11 protein-coding genes are annotated in these 20,224 nt (G+C 46.0%); all 11 read left to right on the forward strand.

What is annotated here, in order from left to right; translation table 11 throughout:
• The first annotated feature begins 62 nt into the window (after nt 1-62).
• The 11 genes from NBH16_RS15380 to NBH16_RS15430 all read left to right on the forward strand — a co-directional run bounded on the left by NBH16_RS15380 (nt 63) and on the right by NBH16_RS15430 (nt 20,210).
• A complete protein-coding gene (locus tag NBH16_RS15380; RefSeq protein WP_122297280.1) occupies nt 63-2,228 on the forward strand; it encodes an exo beta-1,2-glucooligosaccharide sophorohydrolase in 2,166 nt (721 codons plus the stop codon).
• A 140-nt stretch (nt 2,229-2,368) separates the two neighbouring features.
• The gene (locus tag NBH16_RS15385) at nt 2,369-4,525 is read left to right on the forward strand and encodes a family 43 glycosylhydrolase (RefSeq protein ID WP_122144867.1); all 2,157 of its coding nucleotides are present in this window, start codon (nt 2,369-2,371) and stop codon (nt 4,523-4,525) included.
• Between the two features lie 9 nt (nt 4,526-4,534).
• Nucleotides 4,535-5,929, forward strand: coding sequence for a glucoamylase family protein (locus NBH16_RS15390; RefSeq protein ID WP_250788844.1), 1,395 nt, complete (start codon nt 4,535-4,537; stop codon nt 5,927-5,929).
• Nucleotides 5,930-5,941: 12 nt separating this feature from the next.
• Nucleotides 5,942-8,197, forward strand: coding sequence for a beta-glucosidase BglX (gene bglX / locus NBH16_RS15395; RefSeq protein WP_250788845.1), 2,256 nt, complete (start codon nt 5,942-5,944; stop codon nt 8,195-8,197).
• Between the two features lie 14 nt (nt 8,198-8,211).
• Entirely contained in the window at nt 8,212-10,488 is a 2,277-nt protein-coding gene (bglX, locus tag NBH16_RS15400) for a beta-glucosidase BglX (RefSeq protein ID WP_250788846.1), read from the forward strand.
• Between the two features lie 18 nt (nt 10,489-10,506).
• A complete protein-coding gene (locus NBH16_RS15405) occupies nt 10,507-12,204 on the forward strand; it encodes a family 43 glycosylhydrolase (protein WP_250788847.1) in 1,698 nt (565 codons plus the stop codon).
• A gap of 271 nt (nt 12,205-12,475) precedes the next feature.
• Nucleotides 12,476-13,273: a carboxylesterase family protein gene (locus NBH16_RS15410; protein WP_122369510.1), complete on the forward strand. Its 798-nt coding sequence runs from the start codon at nt 12,476-12,478 to the stop codon at nt 13,271-13,273.
• Between the two features lie 174 nt (nt 13,274-13,447).
• Nucleotides 13,448-14,035, forward strand: coding sequence for a sigma-70 family RNA polymerase sigma factor (locus tag NBH16_RS15415; protein WP_122144862.1), 588 nt, complete (start codon nt 13,448-13,450; stop codon nt 14,033-14,035).
• Nucleotides 14,036-14,140: 105 nt separating this feature from the next.
• On the forward strand, nt 14,141-15,079 hold the full coding sequence (locus tag NBH16_RS15420) for a FecR family protein (RefSeq protein ID WP_122144861.1): 939 nt from the start codon (nt 14,141-14,143) through the stop codon (nt 15,077-15,079).
• Between the two features lie 173 nt (nt 15,080-15,252).
• Entirely contained in the window at nt 15,253-18,495 is a 3,243-nt protein-coding gene (locus NBH16_RS15425) for a SusC/RagA family TonB-linked outer membrane protein (RefSeq protein ID WP_250788848.1), read from the forward strand.
• Between the two features lie 26 nt (nt 18,496-18,521).
• Nucleotides 18,522-20,210 carry a RagB/SusD family nutrient uptake outer membrane protein gene (locus tag NBH16_RS15430; RefSeq protein ID WP_005863635.1) on the forward strand — a complete coding sequence of 563 codons (1,689 nt, stop codon included), beginning with the start codon at nt 18,522-18,524 and terminating at the stop codon, nt 20,208-20,210.
• The last annotated feature ends 14 nt before the right edge of the window (nt 20,211-20,224 follow it).

The following is a 20,224-nucleotide window of genomic DNA, read 5'->3' on the forward strand; positions in this document are numbered from 1 at the left end:
ACCCGTTTGGCACCGCCTATTTTATCTCAAATCATATCTTTATTTATATAAATATCAGCATCATGAAACACATCGCATTACTAACTACTCTCTTATTATCCGCCAGCTTGCAAGCGGTGGAGAAACCTTACGACTATGTTTTCTTCGAGAATAGCTTGATGAAAGGGGATTACTTTTATTCTCAAGCGAAATATACCTCACCTTCTTGGATTAAAAATGCGAGACATCATCTTCCAGTTGCCGGCTCTGTCGCTTTTACTCCCGGCAATTCCTTGGAGCTTACCTATGTATCCGCTCCCGGTGGAGATTGGTATAGCGAGATACAATATTGCCCGGTCCGTGGCAATGACTTCTTTCGTGAGCCCTCTACGCTCTCTTTACAAGTACAACTGAGAGAGAGCATGAATGCTGCCGCTCTTCCCAATATCGCTATTCGTTATGCGGACAGCACGTATACCCAATACCTAAACCTGAGAAATTATCTGAAAGATACACGTCCCGGCGTATGGCATTCCGTATCCATTCCTTTGAAGGATTTCGGATTAAACGCCGTGAACGATACGAACATCAAGAAATTAGCGGCTGTAGCCCTTCGTCCCGGTACGGCCGATGGAAACGAATATACGATTTATCTGGACGATATAGAGCTTTTGCCGGCTTCCCTTCCGTCGGTAAGTACCTTAAACGCTCCGGTCTTGCAGGAAGCTAAGGCTTATGAGCGTCATATCGATATCAAATGGATTCCTCAATCAAAGGAGGATATAAAATACTATCGCATTTACCGTTCTTTCGACGGGATCACTTACCAGCCGGTCGCTGTCCGCCGCCCTTGGATGAATCGTTATACCGATTTCTTGGGAGAGGTTGGTAAAAAGGCTTATTATAAGGTGACGGTCGTGGATTATGCGCTGAATGAATCCAATGATTCCCAGACAGTCTCGGCCACTACCTATCCAATGACGGACGAGCAATTGCTGGATATGGTACAGGAAGCGAACTTCCGTTACTATTGGGAGGGAGCGGAGCCAAATAGCGGTCTTGCCCGTGAGAATATTCCCGGACGGAATGATATGATCGCTACCGGGGCTTCCGGCTTCGGTATCATGGCGATCGTGGCGGGTATCGAACGGGGATTTATCACCCGGGAAGAGGGCGTACAGCGTTTCTTGAAAATCACTTCTTTCTTGGAGAAAGCGGATAAATTCCATGGGGCGGTCTCTCACTTTATCGATGGGACAACCGGGAAGACGGTCGCTTTCTTCGGCCCGAAAGATAATGGAGGTGATTTGGTGGAGACCTCTTTCTTATTCCAAGGACTGTTAACGGCTCGTCAATATTTCAACCAAGAGAATGACAAGGAGAAACAAATCCGTAAGAGCATCGATAATCTATGGAAAAACGTGGAATGGAGCTGGTATAAGCAATTTAAGGACAGCCCATATCTATATTGGCACTGGTCTCCAGATCAGGCGTGGGTGATCAATCATAAATTGATCGGCTGGAATGAGACCATGATTACCTATATGTTGGCTATCATGGGGCCGAAATACGGAATCTCTCCGGAGATGTATTATAGCGGCTGGGCCAGCCAAGAGGAGTATGCGCAAGAATACCGTGCCGATTGGGGGCGTGTAGAAGATGGTAAGATGTATACGAATGGCAATACTTATTATGGGGAGAACTTGCAAGTAGGTGTCTCTAATGGAGGTCCTCTTTTCTTTATCCATTACTCCTATCTCGGGCTGGACCCACATAAGTTCACGGATAAGTATACGAATTATTTCGAGAACAACCAGAAAATGGCAAAGATCAATCAACGGTATTGTATCGAGAACCAAGGGGGGTATGTAGGTTATGGAGAAGATTGTTGGGGATTGACCGCCAGCGATTTCGCTTGGAACTATCAAGCTCAGGAGCCGATGCCGCACAGGGATAACGGAACGATGGCACCTACGGGCGCTCTGGCTTCTTTCCCTTATACGCCGGACGCTTCCATGAAAGCCTTGCGGAATTATTATCGTAACCATGGCAGCTTCTTATGGGGTGAGTACGGTTTCCGGGATGCTTTCAACTTGACTGTAAATTGGGTATCTCCCTTATTTATGGGATTGAATCAAGCGCCTGTAACGGTTATGATCGAGAATTACCGTACGAATCTGTTGTGGAACCTTTTCATGAGCCATCCGGATGTCCAGAAAGGTATCCAAAAGATTCAATCCATAAAATAATAATGCGACAAAAAACAACAATAACTTATCTTGAACATAATATGCTGGCATGTAATAGAATAAATAGGGCTATCGCTTCTTGGAAAAAACATGTACGTGTTTTCTCGGAAACATGTACGTCTTTTTCGGAAAACACGTACATGTTTTTCCGGAAAGACGTAGGAGTTTCTAGCGCTTCCTTAAAAGCCTACAATAAGTGTATGCTCGTATCACTCCTTGCCTCTTTCTTCGCGGTCTCTACCGTAAACGCTCAAGTAAACGAGCGGGGAGATTCCGTGATCGTGATCAAGGGGCAGGTAAGCGATTACTATATTACCGTATCCCAAAAACATTTTCTGGAAGGTACGATTACCGGACCGGACGGCAAGCCTTTGGAAGGCGCTACGGTGATGTTCACGGCTAGCCCGGTTCATTATACCACCGATGCGACAGGCTATTATAAGATACAAGCAAGCCGCTACGATCATGAGTTATTCGTGTATTATCCGGGGATGAAGTACGCTTATCGCGCCTTTGGCGATAACGATACGAAAATAGATATCCGGATGGAGGCGGATCCTCGTGATGTACGGGTAAAAGCTCCTCAGCAAGCCACCCGCTGGTTCGACGCTACGGCCGATCATCCCTCTACCTATTGCAACCCGATGAATTTGAGCTACTGCTTCCGGGCGAATCTGCCGGATTTGGTGAAGAATGGCTCTTTCCGCTCTACGGCCGATCCGATGATGGTCATGTATAAAGGGGAATATTTCCTTTTCGCCACGAATCAAGCCGGATTCTATTATTCCAAGGACTTGAGTAATTGGGAGTTCGTATTCGCCGGTTTCCAACGTTATCCGGAAGATGACGACTTGTGCGCTCCGGCGGCTTTCGTAAGTGGAGATACCTTGTTCTATACCGGTTCTACCTATGCGGGATTGCCTATTTGGTATAGTACGAACCCGAAAAGCGGAAAGTTCAAGCGGTATGTGGAGAAAACGGCTCTTCCTAGCTGGGACCCGGCATTTTTGCTGGATGATGACGGACGTTTGTATATGTACTATGGTTCAAGTAATGAGTTTGCTTTGAAGGGAGTGGAACTGGATCGCCGTGATTTCCACCCGATCAGCAAGATCCAAGAGATCATGATGCTGCGCCCGGAAGAACACGGATGGGAACGTTTCGGGATGAACAATGACGATAGCACGACTTTAGCGCCTTTTACGGAAGGAGCTTTCGTGACCAAGCATAACGGTAAATATTATTTCCAATACGGTGCGCCGGGAACGGAGTTCAAGGTCTATGCGGATGGTGTCTATGTATCCGACAAGCCGATGGGCCCGTTCACCTACCAGAAACATAACCCGATGAGCTATAAGCCGGGAGGTTTCGTACAAGGTGCCGGTCATGGTGGTACTTTCGAGGATGCGTATGGCAATTACTGGCATGTGGCTACTTGCATGCTTTCCTTGAAATATAAGTTTGAGCGTCGTATTGGTTTGTACCCTACGGCATTCGATAAGGATGGCGTGATGTATTCGAACACCGCTTTCGGGGACTATCCTTTGCTTACGCCGAAAGGGAAGGTCGATGATATCGCGAATACGTTTTCCGGTTGGATGTTGCTATCGTATGGAAAACCGGTGATGGCCTCTTCCATGGATAGTACGTTAGTACCAGAGAATGTAACGGATGAGAGCATGCGTACTTTCTGGTCCGCCCGCTCGGGAGAGCCGGGTGAATGGCTCCAGATCTCTTTAGAGGGATTGAAAGAGGTACGTGCGATCCAGTTGAACTATTACGAGCATAGAGCCGTACAGCATAATAAGGCGATGGACTTGTATCATCAATATCGTATTTATCATTCTATAGATGGACAAAATTGGGAATTGGTAGTCGATAAGAGCGATAACGACAAGGACGTTCCGCACGACTATATCGAGTTGCGTGAGCCTTTGAAAACCCGTTATTTGAAAATAGTGAACGAACATGTGCCTTCGGGCAACTTCGCTATGTCCGGATTTCGTATTTTTGGAAATGGTTTGGGAGAAGCTCCCGCCGCCGTTAAGAACTTAAAGGTGGAACGCTCAAAAGCGGATAAGCGGAATGCGATGATCACTTGGGAGCCGGTAAAAGAGGCGTACGCTTACAATATCTATTATGGTATAGCGCCGGATAAATTGTACAACAGTATCACGGTACTGGGAGATACGATGTACGATTTCAGGGGCTTGGATAAGGATACGGACTATTATTTCTCGATCGAGGCATTGGGAGAGAGCGGCCGTTCACCGATGAGTAAAGTATTGAGACGATAACTATTTTAAATGTATATATCTATGAATACCTATTTCCGTACAGGCGTTGTTACCCTGTTGCTTGGCTTTTCGTTGACCGCTTGTCATGAGGCCAAGAAAAGTGACACATCCGCAGAGTCTACGCCCAATGAGCGTAAGTTGGATTTTCAGTCGGATGATGAATTCTTGACCTATATACAAAAGGCTCACTTTAATTATATGTGGGAAGGTGCGGAGCCTACCTCCGGACTGGCCTGTGAGCGTATCCATACGGATGGCGTGTATCCTGATAACGACGCTGATATCGTGACCACCGGGGGTAGTGGTTTTGGCATCGCCGGGCTGTTGGTAGGTATTGAGCGTGGTTTTATCACCCGTGAGGAAGGTGTGGCCCGTTTTCATCAAATCGCTGATTACTTGGCGAAGGCCGATCGTTTCCACGGGGTCTGGCCTCACTGGATGCATGGGCCTACGGGTAAGGTAAAGCCTTTCGGCCAGAAGGATAACGGAGGCGATTTGGTAGAGAGCGCTTTCTTAATGCAAGGTCTCTTATGCGTACGCCAATATTTCAAGGATGGTAATGAGAGCGAGAAAGCGTTGGCTGCGAAGATTGACCAGCTATGGCGTGAGATGGAATGGACCTGGTATTTGAACGGGCAGGATGTATTGTATTGGCATTGGAGCCCGAATTACGCATGGGAGATGAATTTTCCTTTGGAAGGTTACAATGAATGTCTGATTACTTATATTTTGGCGGCGTCTTCGCCTACGTATCCGATCCCGGCTTCCGCTTATCATAACGGATGGGCTCGTAAAGGGGGGATCAAGAGCGATGCGGTCGCTTACGATTTACCTTTGATCTTGAAACATAATTATGCCGAGGAGTACGGCGGTCCGTTGTTCTGGGCACATTATTCTTATATCGGCCTATGTCCGGTAGGCTTGTCGGATCGATACGCTAACTACTGGGACTTGAACCGGAATCACGTATTGATCGATTACCGTTATTGCGCGGAGAATCCGAAGGGCTTCAAGGGATATAGCGACGCTTGCTGGGGATTGACCGCCAGCTATTCCGTTAAAGGCTATAACGCGCATATGCCCTCCAACGATCATGGGGTAATTACGCCGACAGCCGCTTTGAGCAGTTATCCGTATACACCGGAGGAATCCTCGAAGGCATTGAAGCATTTCTATTTCAATCTGGGAGATAGCATCTGGGGTAAGTATGGTTTTTACGACGCTTTCAGCGAAGGCGAGAATTGGTATCCGCGTCGTTATCTGGCGATCGACCAATGTACGATCGCCCCGATGATCGAGAATTACCGTACGGGCCTTCTGTGGCGTTTGTTTATGAGCTGTCCGGAAATCCAGGACGGTTTGAAGAAATTGGGTTTCACGATCCATAATGCGAGAGAATCTTAATATTTAAATAACATGAGAAAGATTATATTATCATTCGCCGCTTGTTTGGCACTTGCGGCATACGGACAAAAGCCCGTTCAAGATACGAGAGCGATGGATACGTTTATCGATCAGTTGATGGGTAAAATGACTTTGGATGAGAAGATCGGACAGCTGAACTTGTCCGGTGGGGGTGTTCCCGGCATCTTGAGTGGTTCGGAAGGAGCGGACGAGACGATTCGTCGGGGCTGGCTGGGTGCTACGGGAGGCTCGGAGCTGGAGACGTTCCGTAAATTGCAGGAGATAGCGGTTAAGGAATCTCGCTTAGGAATTCCGCTTTTGTTCGGACTGGATGTGATTCATGGATATCATACGATCTTCCCGATCCCATTGGCTTTGTCTTGTAGCTGGGATACGACGTTGATCGAGCAAAGTGCCCGTATCGCTGCTATCGAGGCCAGTTCAAACGGCGTGACATGGACTTATTCCCCGATGGTGGATATCGCCCGTGACGCTCGTTGGGGACGTATCGCCGAGGGTAGTGGAGAGGACCCTTGGTGGGGTGGAAAGATCGCCGCCGCCATGGTGAGAGGCTATCAAGGAGATGACTTGACGAAAGAGAACACGATCTTGTCTTGCTTGAAGCACTTTGCCTTGTATGGCGCTTCCGAGGCCGGTCGTGATTATAATACGGTGGATATGAGCCGTATCAAGATGTTTAATGAGTATTTCCCGCCTTATAAAGCGGCTGTAGAGGCTGGTTGTGCCACGGTTATGTCTTCCTTTAATTTGGTGGAGGCGATTCCGGCTACGGGTAACCGTTGGTTGTTGACCGATTTGCTTCGTGATCAATGGGGATTCAATGGGTTTGTCGTTTCCGATTATAATTCGATCGGCGAGATGACTAATCATGGTTTGGGTGATACGCAGACCGTATCGGCCTTGGCTTTGCATGCCGGCTTGGATATGGATATGATGACAAATGGTTATATCACGACCTTGAAGAAGTCGTTGGAAGAGGGCCGTGTGTCTCAAGCGGATATCGATCAGGCTTGCTGCCGTGTATTGGAGGCGAAATATAAATTAGGCTTGTTCGAGGACCCTTATCGCTACTTGGACGCGGATCGTGCGAAAAAGAATACATTCACGGATGAGCATATGAATACGGCTCGCCATATCGCCGGCAAATCCATTGTCTTGTTGAAGAATGACAAGGGTTTGTTGCCTTTGCGAAAGACAGGGACGATCGCCGTGGTAGGCCCGTTGGCGGATAAGAAGGTTGAGTTGTTCGGGACATGGTGTGGTATCGATACGGCGAAGTCAGCTTCCGTAGTGCAGGCCGTGAAGGAAATGGTTGGCAATAAGGCCCGTGTGATCTTCGCCAAGGGATGTAATTTGACGAACGAGCCGATGTTGGCGAAAGCCAGTGGCTTGAAGGTTGATCCGGTGGAGAATACCCGTTTGGTGAAGGAAGCGGTTGAGCAAGTGAAAGATGCGGATCGTATCATCGCCGTGATGGGTGAGCCGAATAACTGGTCCGGAGAGGCTTGCAGCCGTGCGGATATTAGTTTGCCGGAGAGCCAGAAAGAGCTGTTGAGAGCTTTGTTGGAGACCGGTAAACCGGTGGTGTTGGTCTTGGCGAACGGCCGTCCGTTGACCTTGGAGTGGGAGGATAGCCAATTCTCCGCGATCGTTGAGGCTTGGCATGGAGGTTCCGCCGCAGCTCGCGGATTGGTGGACGTATTGTTCGGCGACGTGAATCCTTCCGGTAAATTGACGACTACATTCCCTCGTAGCGTAGGCCAGATTCCTTTGTATTACAATGCTAAGAAAACAGGCCGCCCAATGAATCCGGATGATCATTTCACTTCTAAATATCTGGATATCACGAACGATCCTTTGTATCCGTTTGGCTATGGCTTGAGTTATACGACTTTCTCTTACGGTGATCTTCAGCTGGATAAGACGAGTGTGCAAGGAGAGAACGGTGTATTGACCGCCAGCGTACAGGTGACGAATACGGGCAAGCTAGAGGGCGAGGAAGTCGTACAGTTATATATCGGCGATCCGGCTGCCAGCATCTCCCGTCCGATGAAAGAGTTGAAGAACTTCCAGAAGATCTCCTTGAAACCGGGTGAGAGCCGAAAAGTCTCTTTTACGATTACGCCGGAAGACTTGAAATTTTATAACAGCGCATTGGAATACATCTGGGAACCGGGCTTATTCAATATTTACGTAGGTACGAACTCCCGGGACGTGAAATCGGCGCAGGTAACTTGGAACAAATAATACAGATACGAATAATGAAAAGGTTAACGACTTTTATAGCTGGTGCGGCCGTTGCCGCTACCTTAGGTGGATGCCAGCAGCCCGCTGTAAGTGGCTGGAAAAGCTTCAGCGGCGACAAAAATATTGAACGCCGTGTAGATTCTGTGCTCTCTTTAATGACCTTGGAGGAAAAGGTGGGGCAGATGGCCCAATACTCCTGTAACTGGGATGTGACCGGCCCGGTTATGACGGGGGATTATGAGACTTTGCTGAAACAAGGTCTTGTAGGAAGCTTGTTTAATGTATATACGGTAGATGGCGTACGTAAAATGCAAGAGATGGCTCTGTCCGAGAGCCGTTTGAAGATACCCGTATTGTTTGGTTATGATGTCGTGCACGGCTATCGTACGATTTTCCCGATGCCGTTGGCGGAATCCTGCTCTTGGGATTTGGAGCGGATGCGTAAAAGCGCGGCGATCGCGGCGGATGAGGCGAGCGCTTCCGGTATCGCTTGGACGTTCGCCCCGATGGTGGATATCTCCCGGGATGCCCGTTGGGGACGTGTAATGGAAGGTGCCGGTGAGGACCCGTATTTGGGAAGCTTGATCGCAAAGGCCCGTGTTGAGGGTTTCCAAGGAGGAAACGATTGGCGTTCGTTGGCCGACGTGAATACGGTCTTGGCTTGTTGCAAGCACTTTGCCGCTTATGGGGCCGCTGAGGCCGGACGTGATTATAATACGTCCGAGTTGTCGCAAAATACATTGATGAATTATTATATGCCGCCTTATTTAGCGGCTAAGGAAGCGGGAGTCGCTACGTTCATGGCCTCCTTCAATGAGATCAACGGAGTGCCCAGCACGGGTAATAAATGGTTGATGACCGATTTGTTACGTAAGGACTGGGGCTTCAATGGTTTCGTGGTTACCGATTATACCGGTATCAATGAGATGGTAGCCCATAGTATCGTGCGAAATGACAAGGAGGCTGGGGAACTGGCTGCGAACGCCGGTATCGATATGGATATGACGGGTGGCATCTACAGCCAATATCTTGTACAATCCGTGAAAGAGGGTAAAGTCTCGGAAGAGAATATCAACCGTGCCGTGGCGAGCATCTTGGAGATGAAGTTCCTCTTGGGCTTGTTCGATGATCCGTATCGTTACTTGGACAATGAGCGTGAGAAGAATACGATCATGAAGCCGGAGTTCTTGCAAGAGGCTCGTGAGACTTCCGCTCGCTCGATCGTCCTTTTGAAGAATGATAATAACTTCTTTCCGATCTCGAAGGATAAGCATATTACGGTAGCCTTGATCGGCCCGATGGTAAAAGATAAGATCAACCAGAATGGCGAGTGGGCCGGCCGGGGTGAGCGTGAGGAGAGTATCTCTTTGTTCGAGGGTCTGACCGAGAAATATGCCGGTACGAACGTGAAGTTCATTTATGCCGAGGGATGTGATCTCTTGACTGATGATTCATCTAAATTCGCTGAGGCGATCGCTACGGCTCGCCGTGCGGATATCGTATTGGCGGCTATGGGCGAGGATTTCAACTGGAGTGGTGAGGCCGCTTGCCGTACGGACTTGAAATTGCCGGGTGCTCAACAAGCCTTGTTGAAAGAATTGAAAAAGACGGGTAAACCTCTTGGTTTGATCTTGGTGAACGGACGTCCTTTGGATCTTTCTTGGGAGGATCAGCATGTCGACGGTATCTTGGAGGCTTGGTATCTGGGAACGATGGCGGGTCATGGTATGGCTGATGTGATCAGTGGCGATTATAATCCGTCCGCTCGCTTGACGATGTCTTTCCCTCGTACGGTAGGTCAATTGCCTCTGTATTACAATCAGAAACCGACAGGCCGCCCGGTTCCTCCGGAAGCTCCGGATACGGATTATAAATCCAGATATATGGATGTGCCTAACACACCGTTGTATCCGTTCGGTTATGGCTTGAGCTATACGACTTTCGCCGTGAACTCTATGAAGCTGGATCAGAACTCTTTCACGAAAGGGGGCAAGATCACGGTAACGGCTGAGGTAGAGAATACGGGTAAGGTGGATGGCGAGACGGTCATCCAGATGTATATCCGCGACTTGGCGGGTAGCGTGACCCGTCCGGTTAAAGAGCTGAAAGGCTTCGAGAAGGTGACTTTGAAAGCGGGCGAGAAGAAGCAAGTCTCTTTCACGATTGACGAAGCTTTGCTGGCTTTCTATGGTATCGATATGCAGAAGAAAGCCGAGCCGGGTGATTTCACGGTTTGGGTAGGCTTGAATTCTGCCGACGAGGCGAATCAGTCTTCTTTCTCTCTGCGGTAAAAATTAATACATATCAACATGAAACTATTATCAAAATATATCTTTTCCGCTCTATTCTTGGCTGCTTCCGGAGGTTCCGCCACCGCTCAATCCATGCGGGGGAATACGTATTGTAATCCGCTTAATGTGGATTATACGTATATGATTTATAACTCATCGAACAACCTGTCTTACCGTTCGGGCGCGGACCCTGCTGTCGTAGAATTCCGGGGCGAGTATTATATGTTCGTAACCCGTTCGCATGGCTATTGGCATTCGAAAGATTTGTTGAACTGGGATTTTATCACTCCCGGTAAAAACTGGTATCCTCAGGGTTCCAACGCTCCCGCCGCTCATAATTATAAGGATTCCGTGCTTTATGTGATGGGTGATCCGTCCGGCTCCATGAGCGTTCTTTATACCGATGATCCGAAATCGGGTAATTGGAACGCTACTCCTGCTATACTCCACGACCTACAAGACCCGGATTTATTCATCGATGATGACGGGCAAGCTTATTTATTCTGGGGCTCTTCCAATGTTTATCCGCTTCGGGGCAAGAAACTGAATAAGGATGACCGTTTCTTGATCGAGGGTGAGACGGTCGAGCTTTTCGGCTTGGATATGCCGAAGCATGGCTGGGAACGTTTTGGCGAGAACCATACCGATACGGTATTGGGGGGCTATATGGAAGGTGCTTGGCTGACCAAGCACGACGGTAAATATTATATGCAGTATGCCGCCCCCGGTACGGAATTCAACGTATATGCCGATGGTGTTTATGCGGCGGACTCCCCATTAGGTCCGTATAAATACCAATCGCATAACCCGGTAAGCTATAAGCCCGGTGGTTTCATGAATGGTGCCGGACACGGAAGTACCTTGGTGGGGCCGGGAGGTAATTATTGGCATTTCGCCTCTATGTCTCTCTCGGCTACGGTGAATTGGGAGCGTCGCCTCTGCATGTATCCTACTTTCTTCGATAAGGAGGGCATTATGTATTGTGATAATAACTTCGGTGATTATCCGCATTCCGCTCCCGCCGCGCAAGGATTCACGGAATCGAACCGTCCCAAGACCTCCGCCAATTTCCTTCCGGCCAACTTGACGGATGAGGAATGTAAGACATTCTGGATGGCTCGCACGAATGGAGATACCGAATGGGTAGAGATCGATCTGGAGGCTCCCGCTATGGTATATGCCGTGCAAGTGAATTATCACGATCATCAATCGAATATGTATGGACGTATTCCCGGTTTACGCCACCGTTGTGCGGTGGAAGGCTCTTTGGACGGGCAGGATTGGGTAACGTTGGTGGATCGCCGGAATAATTATAAGGATGTCCCGAATGATTACGTACAAGTGGATAATCCGGCTCGTGTCCGTTATGTCCGTTATAAGAATATAGAGGTCCCGACGCCTCATCTGGCGATCTCGGACTTGCGTGTGTTCGGTATCGGTGAGGGCAAGAAGCCTGCGACGGTGAAGAACTTCAAGGTCGTTCGCCAAGCGGACCGCCGTGACGCGATGATTACTTGGGACGCAGCCAAGAACAGCCAAGGCTACAACATCCGTTGGGGTATCGCTCCCGATAAACTATACAATTCATGGCTCCTATACGGAAAGAATGAATTACTATTAAAGAGTCTGTCCACCGACCAGCCTTATTATTTCACCATCGAGGCATTCAACGAGAACGGTGTATCAGAAGCGACAAAAATACAGGAAGCCCAATAATCTTTCGGTATCATTTTCAAATGTATTTTGTAGAGATAAGACAATCTGTCTCTACAAAATACATACAATATTCGATTATTTACTTACTAACGGGTATTTATCTGGATTTGCTATGATAGACAAACTCAAATCTACATCTAAAGCATCCCAACGAATCCGCTCACGTCCTAATAGTTGGTTTAATCTTGATATTATACAACGCCTTAACAGACTATTTAATTATATTTGCGGAAGTTATCGATCTAAGTAGATAGTATTTACATTTGAATATATGATTATGAAAACACTTAGAAGTATTTTTTTTCTGTCTCTTTGCCTTCTTCTCTCCGTTGCTGGATATGCTGGTGATAAGGCTAGTTTTTTGAAAAAGCAGTTTACGGCTCGTGATGGTTATCAATTGAATTATCGGGTTCTGTATCCCCGAGATTATAATCCGGCGCAGAAATACCCGGTAATCCTGTTCCTGCACGGAGCGGGCGAACGAGGGTCGGATAATGAGGCCCAATTAATACATGGTGGCGATATGTTCGCTTCTTTCGAGAATCAAACCAAATATCCGGCTATCATTATAGCGCCTCAATGCCCGGCCGAGAAGACTTGGTCTGAATATAAGGGATTGAACGCCGGAAAAGAAGGAAAGCGTTTCTATCCGTTGAATGCTCCGGCCACACAATCGATGGCCGCCGTCAAGGAATTATTGGATAGTTATATAGCGGAAGGTAAGGTCGATACGAAACGCATTTACGTAACCGGCCTATCAATGGGAGGTATGGGCACGTTCGATATCGTGATGCGTTACCCGAACCTGTTTGCCGCTGCCGCCCCGATCTGTGGTGGAGCGAACTTGCAACGTCTGGCGAACTTTAAGGGCAAGACGGCTTTCAGTATTTATCACGGCGGCTCCGACAGCGTAGTCGATGTACAATTCTCCCGTGACGCTAATGAAGCATTGAAGAAAGCAGGAGCTGATGTCCGTTATAAGGAATTTCCCGGTGTAGACCATAACAGTTGGGATAACGCTTTCGCCGAACCGGATTATCTGGCTTGGATGTTCCAGCATAGCTTATAGTTAGTAAGTCTTGTATCTTTTATAGGCCTTATCATATATAAGTGCTTCCCTCTTATTAAGAAGAAGCTAAATATTTGATAAGGCTTTTTGTTTATCAGTTTTTTATTACTTTTGTCACAAAAGGAGAGAGATGAGTCCATCTGTTATGAAAGACAATGGATTTGACTAGTCGTAATGAAAAACGAATTCATATTAAAAACTCTACTGTCTCATGTTGCAAAAGGAGATTATGCCTCTTTTCGTGAGTTGTTTGACATACAATATGCCACGGTCAATCGTTTTGTGGGATATTTTCTGCCAAATAAGGAAGATCGTGAGGAAGTCGTATCCGAGGTATTCTGTATCCTATGGAAAAGAAGGGAAGAATTGATTGATATAGAAGACCTGAACGCTTGGTTATTTATCATCAGTAGAAACGAATCTTTCCATTACTTGAAACAGAAAGAGCATCAACGCCAAAACATATCCATTGATGAGTTACCGATAGATTTGTATATAGATACGAATGAGGTAGATAGTGATCTGCTTGACGCCGAGATGACAGAGGTATATAATAAAGCCCTTTCCGAACTCCCCGAACGCTGCAAATTAATCTTCTTATTGGCTCGTGAAGAGCGAATGAAGCATAAAGAGATCGCTCAAGCCTTGTCAATAACGGAAGGAACCGTGGAGCAACAAATGAATATCGCGATCCGGAAAATGTTGGATGCGGTGAGCCGATATTACAATGTCGTTAAAAGGAGAATTCATCTGTTGTTTTAATGAATGTTAAACTCGTGATACCCTTTATAGGTAAAAAAGACTTCTATACTCTTTATTTATAGAATCATTAATCAAATGTAGGTGGCTCCTACAAGTAAAAAGTGTATGATTGTGGATAATCAAAAGAATCAAGAAAAAGAGATAAAGCTGATTTTACAGCTTTTAAATGCGATAAAAGCGAAACACACTTTATCCGTTCAAGAAGCGGAGGAGGGAAAAGAGGCTGTTTTCAAACGGGTGGAAGAGAAGTTGGGACGTCGTTATAATCTGACGGCAACTAGAAGAACCCGTCTATTCCGTTATTGGCCGGTGGCCGCTTCTATCGCAATCTTGATTCTTTCTTCTGTAATCGTTTCTATCGGAATCATCAATAGTCGGCAGGTCTTAACGGCTCAAGCGCCTATTGTCGTGGAAGTTCCGGAGGGTGCTATCACGCATCTCACCCTTTCTGATGGTACTCAAGTTACGTTGAATGGAGGATCTAGCTTGACATATCCGGCCGAATTTTCCGATAACCGTGAAGTGTGCTTACAGGGTGAAGGATTCTTTGATGTCAGGAAGAAGATGGAGAGCCCGTTCATCGTACATACGAAGCAATTCTCGGCGAAAGTATTGGGTACCCGTTTTAGTTTCAAGGCTTATGATACTGATCGCCAAGCCGTGTTGACCTTGGAAAGAGGTTCCGTGCAAGTATTGACGGATCATGGCAAGGAGAATATGATATTATCTCCTAATCAGCAGGTAATTAAAGATAGCCATACAGGTAAACTCTATTGCCATGAGGTGGATGCGGAAGATTATACGTGCTGGAAGGACGGTATTCTGGTGTTTAAGGATCAGACGTTGGCAGAAATCTCTACCATATTGGAAAGGCGGTTCAACGTGAGGATCGAGATAGACTCCGAGTCGATAAAGTATGATAAATATGTCGCAAGTTTCCGGAAACACGTGAGTTTGGATGATATTCTTAAAAAGTTATCTTACCAACGCTCATGGACATATATTCAGAAGGATGGAAAAATCAAGCTAGTCAAGAACGTTTAATACTTAAATTCATTTGCCTATGAAGTGAAATCTGGAAAAGAGTGTAGGAGCCAAGCTATTTGAAATGACCTCTAGTTATTGTTAATATTTAAATTTATCTATCATGAAGAAAGACACAGGAATTCGTGTAAAGTATGGTGTTCCATACTATAGTTCGTGTTATGGCAATCGGCATGTTATTTTTAATACTAAATACGAGTAATATATTAGCTGCCACAGAGTCTCCGGTTGTTCTTGATTTATCTCTGAATCAGACTACTTTAGAACAAGTGTTCCGTGAGTTGGAAAAACAATCTGGTTATTCTATTATCTATAAAAGTAGTGAAGTCAATTTGAAAGAGGTTTTGTCTGTTGATGTCAGCAAAGAGCCACTCGAGAATGTCTTGAATAAGGTTCTGAGAAAACAGGGATTGACGTATGAGATAAAAGATGAGCATATTATAATCTACAAAGCGAAGGCGAACAAAGAGATCCATGCGGTAATAAAGCAACAAAATAAGAAAATTAGCGGGGTTGTAAAAGATGCCCAAGGAGAACCGATGATCGGTGTCAGCGTGCTGGAGGAAGGTACCCAAAACGGGACGGTAACCGACTTTAACGGGAATTATGTGCTGGAAGTACAAAATGGAAAAGCGGCATTAGTCTTCTCTTATATTGGCTATGTAAGTAAGAAGGTGAGTATAGGGAATCTTTCGGTGGTTAATGTTGCATTGGATGAAGACGTTCAAAGGCTGGATGATGTTGTTGTTGTGGGTTACGCCATAGGAAACAAGCGTTCCGTATCTGGTGCTGTGGAGAAAGTAAAGAAAGAGGATATGAACTCGGGTGTCGTTACGGAGCCTTTGGATGCGGTAAAGGGTAAGGTCGCTGGTGTTGTTATCAGTAATGTAGGTGGAGACCCTACGAGTGATATGAATATCCGTATCCGGGGTACTACCTCTCTATCCGGAGGCAATGATCCGTTGGTTATCATCGATGGGGTATTTGGAGATTTAAGTATGTTGAACGCCATCTCTCCTTCCGATATAGAGTCTTTGACTATCTTGAAAGATGCTTCGGAGACGGCTCAGTATGGTTCACGGGGTGCGTCCGGGGTAATTGTCGTTACGACTGCCAAGGGTAGAGCCGGTTTCGCTCAAATTGAATATAATGGTTTATTCGGTGTTAATAAGGTTTATAAGAACTTGGGAATGTTAACGGCCGATGAATGGCGTGCCGGTGCGGTGGCTATGGGATTGAGTACGAATGATATGGGAGCGAGTACGAATTGGTTTGAGGAGGTGGAACGTTCTGCCAGTCTTACCCAGACCCATAATCTCTCATTTACGAGCGGTAATGATAATTCCAATCTAAGGGCCTCTCTCGGTGTGATCCGCCGTCCGGGTTTGTTGAAGAATTCTTCTTCCAATAGTTATACGGCCAAAGTGGACGCAAGCCAGTATGCTTTCCAGAAACGGGTGAAGTTTGATTTAGGCATGTTTGGATCACGTAGGGAAGGCGATCATCAATTTGATATGTACCGTACGATTTATTCGGCGGCAGCTTACAATCCTACGTATCCGAACTATAAGAATCCGGAAACGGGTATCTGGGATGAGGATAAGACCGCGATCGAGGTATATAACCCCTTAGGTATGTTGGAGATCACAAATAAGAAAATAGCCTCTCATGTGAACGTGAACGGACGTGTAAACGTGGAGATCATCAAGGGATTGAACTTGACGGGATTCGGTTCGTATACTTACTATAGCTTGAATGACCGGCGTTATATCCCGAATGATATCCAACAGGGTTCGATGAACGGGAATGGACAGGCCTATTTGAAATATGCGGAACGAAATGACTTGATGGGAAATCTCCAATTGAATTACGCAAGGGAATTCGGACGGCATAGCATTAACGCTTTGGCTTTATTGGAGGCGCAGACACAGTCTTTGTTCGAGTCTTCCACGAAAACCAGCGGTTACGAGACGAATTATTTTACCTATAATAACTTGAAAGCCGGTGCTAACATAAGTTGGGGTGACGCTACCTCTAATGCTACCCGTTTCGCTTTATTATCTTATATGGCACGCTTTAATTATATGTATGATAGCCGTTACGTAGTTACGGCGAATGTCCGTCGCGACGGTTCTTCTAAATTAGGTTATGGTAATAAATGGGGATTCTTCCCGTCGGCTTCTGTCGCTTGGATCGCCTCGAACGAGGCTTTTATGAAGTCCTTGACTTTTATCGATAACTTGAAAGTGAGAGCCGGATATGGCGTGACCGGTAATCAAGATGCGATCGATCCGTATCAATCCCTCTCCTTGATGGCTCCGAATGGAACGACCTTGGTGGATGGATCGGCTACGACTACTTTCTATATCGATTCAAATCCAAATCCGGATTTGCGTTGGGAAAAGAAGTATACGTTTGATGTGGGCGTGGATTTAGCGATGTTCCAATCCCGTCTTCGCTTGACAATGGATTATTATGCGTCTACTACGAAAGATATGTTGTACACTTATACCGTTCCGGTTCCTCCGTTCGTATATACGTCTATGCTTGCGAACTTAGGAGAAATGACCAATAACGGCTTTGAGGTAGCGATCAGCGGCGATATCATCAAGAAAAAAGATTTCTCATTAACCGTGGGTACGAATCTGTCTTTCCAGAAGAATAAGCTTAAATCATTAAGTGGTACATATATGGGGTCAGAGTTTACGACTAGTAAATATATCCAAGTATCGGCGGTGAACGCTCCTAGCTTAACCCAGTATACGGGTGTTACTTACTTGACGGAGGGACAACCCTTAGGCGTATTCTATATTCCTCATTGCAACGGATTGGTAGAGAAGGAAGATGGTAAGTTTGTTTATGATATCGCGGATCTGGATGGCGATGGCAAAGTGGACTTATCGGATAGCGGTGACCGTTATATAGCGGGTCAAGCGTTACCAAAGGTATATATGGGTGGCTTTGTTAATATGCGATATAAAGATTTTGATCTGGCGGTTCAATTAAATGGGGCGTTCGGGCATAAAATCTATAATGGTACAAGTTTGACGTTTAATAATTTATCATTGTATCCAACCTATAATATATTGGATGGGGCGTTGGATAAGCGGATATACGACATCAAGATTTCTGATTATTATCTGGAAAATGGTAACTATGTTAATATCGAGTATATTACGTTAGGTTATAATATTCCCGTCAAGAAACTGAAGATTGAGAAGTATTTAAAATCCTTGCGTTTGGCGTTCTCTGTTAACAATGTCGCGACCATCACAGGTTATTCTGGTATGACGCCGCTTATCAACTCGGCGAATGTGGCGTCTAAATCTTCTGTTTCGGGTACGTTGGGTGTGGATGATAAATTGATTTATCCGTTGAGCCGTACTTATTCACTCTCACTGGGTGTTAAATTCTAATTGTTAATCTTTTAATACGTATTGTCATGAAAAAAGTATTGGTGAGCTCCATGCTGATTTTAGGTGGTTTATTCTCCGCTTGTTCCGGATTTTTGGATGAGGATCCCAAGAGTAAGATACCGGAAGAAGAAGCTTATAAAAGTGAGAAATTGGTGTATGTAAATACGATCGCTACGATTTATACCTCATTTGGGAATCGGTTATATGGAAGTACGGATAATGTGCATACTTTACAAGAGTTTTCTTCCGATGCTTGGATATTGCCGGGAAGACAAGGCGACTGGGTAGATGGAGGTAAATGGCAATCCTTGTTTTTGCATAATTATGGTCCGGGTAACGCTACGATAAAGAGTACTTGGAATGCGCTATATACGATTATCGGTAACTGTAATACCTCGATCGATAATCTGGAGACCTTCATTCAAGCGGGTGGGGAGAGCTATCTGCAAGATTATCAATATGAGGCTCGTGCCGTGCGTGCGATTCTGTATTATCATTTGGTCGATTTATTCGGTCGTGTACCTCTGGTTACTTCTTCGAAGACTGTGATGGCGGATGTGAATCAATCTTCGAGAAGCGAGGTCTATCAGTTTATTGTGGATGAGTTGACGGATTGCATTCCCCATTTGCCCAGTGGAAAATGCCAGAATATGGGCAAGTATTATGGCCGGGTGACCAAGGCTGTGGGGTATATGGCGATGGCGAAAGTCGCTATTAATAGTCCTATCTTGTCAAAAGATGATTGGAATGATGGTTCTTTGGTGGGTGGTATCGCTAAAGTTGCGCCGTATGTAAACCAAGCGGGCAAAAATATTAAGATCGCGTTGGATGGTACGACTCGTGACGCTTGGGAGACGGTTCTTTATTGTCAGAAACAGATAGAGAAGGAGGGATATAGTCTACAACCCAACTTCTCCCAGAATTTTTCCAAGACAAACGATAGTTCGGTAGAAAATATCTGGACTCAACCGAGTGATGGTACTACCTATAAAGTGAGCGATTATAATCCGACTCGTACATTACATGCGGCCCACGCATCCGCTTATGGCTTGCAAGGTTGGAATGGTGCCTGCGCTACCGTAGAACAGATGAAAGTTTTCAAGTACGGTACGGATGAACAAGATCCCCGTATGGATATGACGTTCTTTTATGGACCGGTGTTCGTGGATGGCAAGCCGATAGATGCGGGTTTAGGCGATGGAGCTCAGTTATGCTATAACCCAATGGATGTGGTTGTTGATTTTAAGGAGGATGTACCGAACCAGATATTAAAATTTGCGGGAGCCCGTATGTCTAAATATGAGGTGGATAATACGACTTCTTCTTATTTGAATCATAATAATGATAAGGTGTTCTGGAGGTATGCAGATGCCTTGTTATTGGCGGCTGAGGCGAAAGTCCGTATGGGACAAAGCGGTGATGCGGAAGTGAATGAGATTCGTGACCGTGTACAAGCCGGACAGAAAAGTAACGTGACTTTGCAAGATATCTTGGATGAACGCATGTTGGAATTCTCTTATGAGGGGATGCGCCGTCAGGATCAAATACGTTTCGGGACTTATACGGAACCTACGACTGATCGTTATGCGGGAGTGCATCATAATGTCGCCACTGGCGATTACGTAGTGGATAATACCGGTTTTACAACCGTTTTCCCGATCCCTACTTCTGTGCTTGAGTTAAATACGAAATTAACACAAAATCCGGGTTATTAATTCTTTAAATTTAG

This window comes from Parabacteroides sp. Y3-G-102 (genome assembly GCF_023656845.1).
GTDB lineage: Bacteria > Bacteroidota > Bacteroidia > Bacteroidales > Tannerellaceae > Parabacteroides > Parabacteroides distasonis.

What these genes read in the sequence shown, in the direction of transcription:
- bglX (WP_250788846.1), top strand. Translation starts at nt 8,212, where the DNA reads ATGAAAAGGTTAACGACTTTTATAGCTGGTGCGGCCGTTGCCGCTACC.
- NBH16_RS15405 (WP_250788847.1), top strand. Translation starts at nt 10,507, where the DNA reads ATGAAACTATTATCAAAATATATCTTTTCCGCTCTATTCTTGGCTGCT.
- NBH16_RS15425 (WP_250788848.1), top strand. Translation starts at nt 15,253, where the DNA reads ATGTTATTTTTAATACTAAATACGAGTAATATATTAGCTGCCACAGAG.
- NBH16_RS15390 (WP_250788844.1), top strand. Translation starts at nt 4,535, where the DNA reads ATGTATATATCTATGAATACCTATTTCCGTACAGGCGTTGTTACCCTG.
- NBH16_RS15420 (WP_122144861.1), top strand. Translation starts at nt 14,141, where the DNA reads ATGATTGTGGATAATCAAAAGAATCAAGAAAAAGAGATAAAGCTGATT.
- NBH16_RS15385 (WP_122144867.1), top strand. Translation starts at nt 2,369, where the DNA reads ATGTTTTTCCGGAAAGACGTAGGAGTTTCTAGCGCTTCCTTAAAAGCC.
- bglX (WP_250788845.1), top strand. Translation starts at nt 5,942, where the DNA reads ATGAGAAAGATTATATTATCATTCGCCGCTTGTTTGGCACTTGCGGCA.
- NBH16_RS15410 (WP_122369510.1), top strand. Translation starts at nt 12,476, where the DNA reads ATGATTATGAAAACACTTAGAAGTATTTTTTTTCTGTCTCTTTGCCTT.
- NBH16_RS15380 (WP_122297280.1), top strand. Translation starts at nt 63, where the DNA reads ATGAAACACATCGCATTACTAACTACTCTCTTATTATCCGCCAGCTTG.
- NBH16_RS15415 (WP_122144862.1), top strand. Translation starts at nt 13,448, where the DNA reads ATGAAAAACGAATTCATATTAAAAACTCTACTGTCTCATGTTGCAAAA.
- NBH16_RS15430 (WP_005863635.1), top strand. Translation starts at nt 18,522, where the DNA reads ATGAAAAAAGTATTGGTGAGCTCCATGCTGATTTTAGGTGGTTTATTC.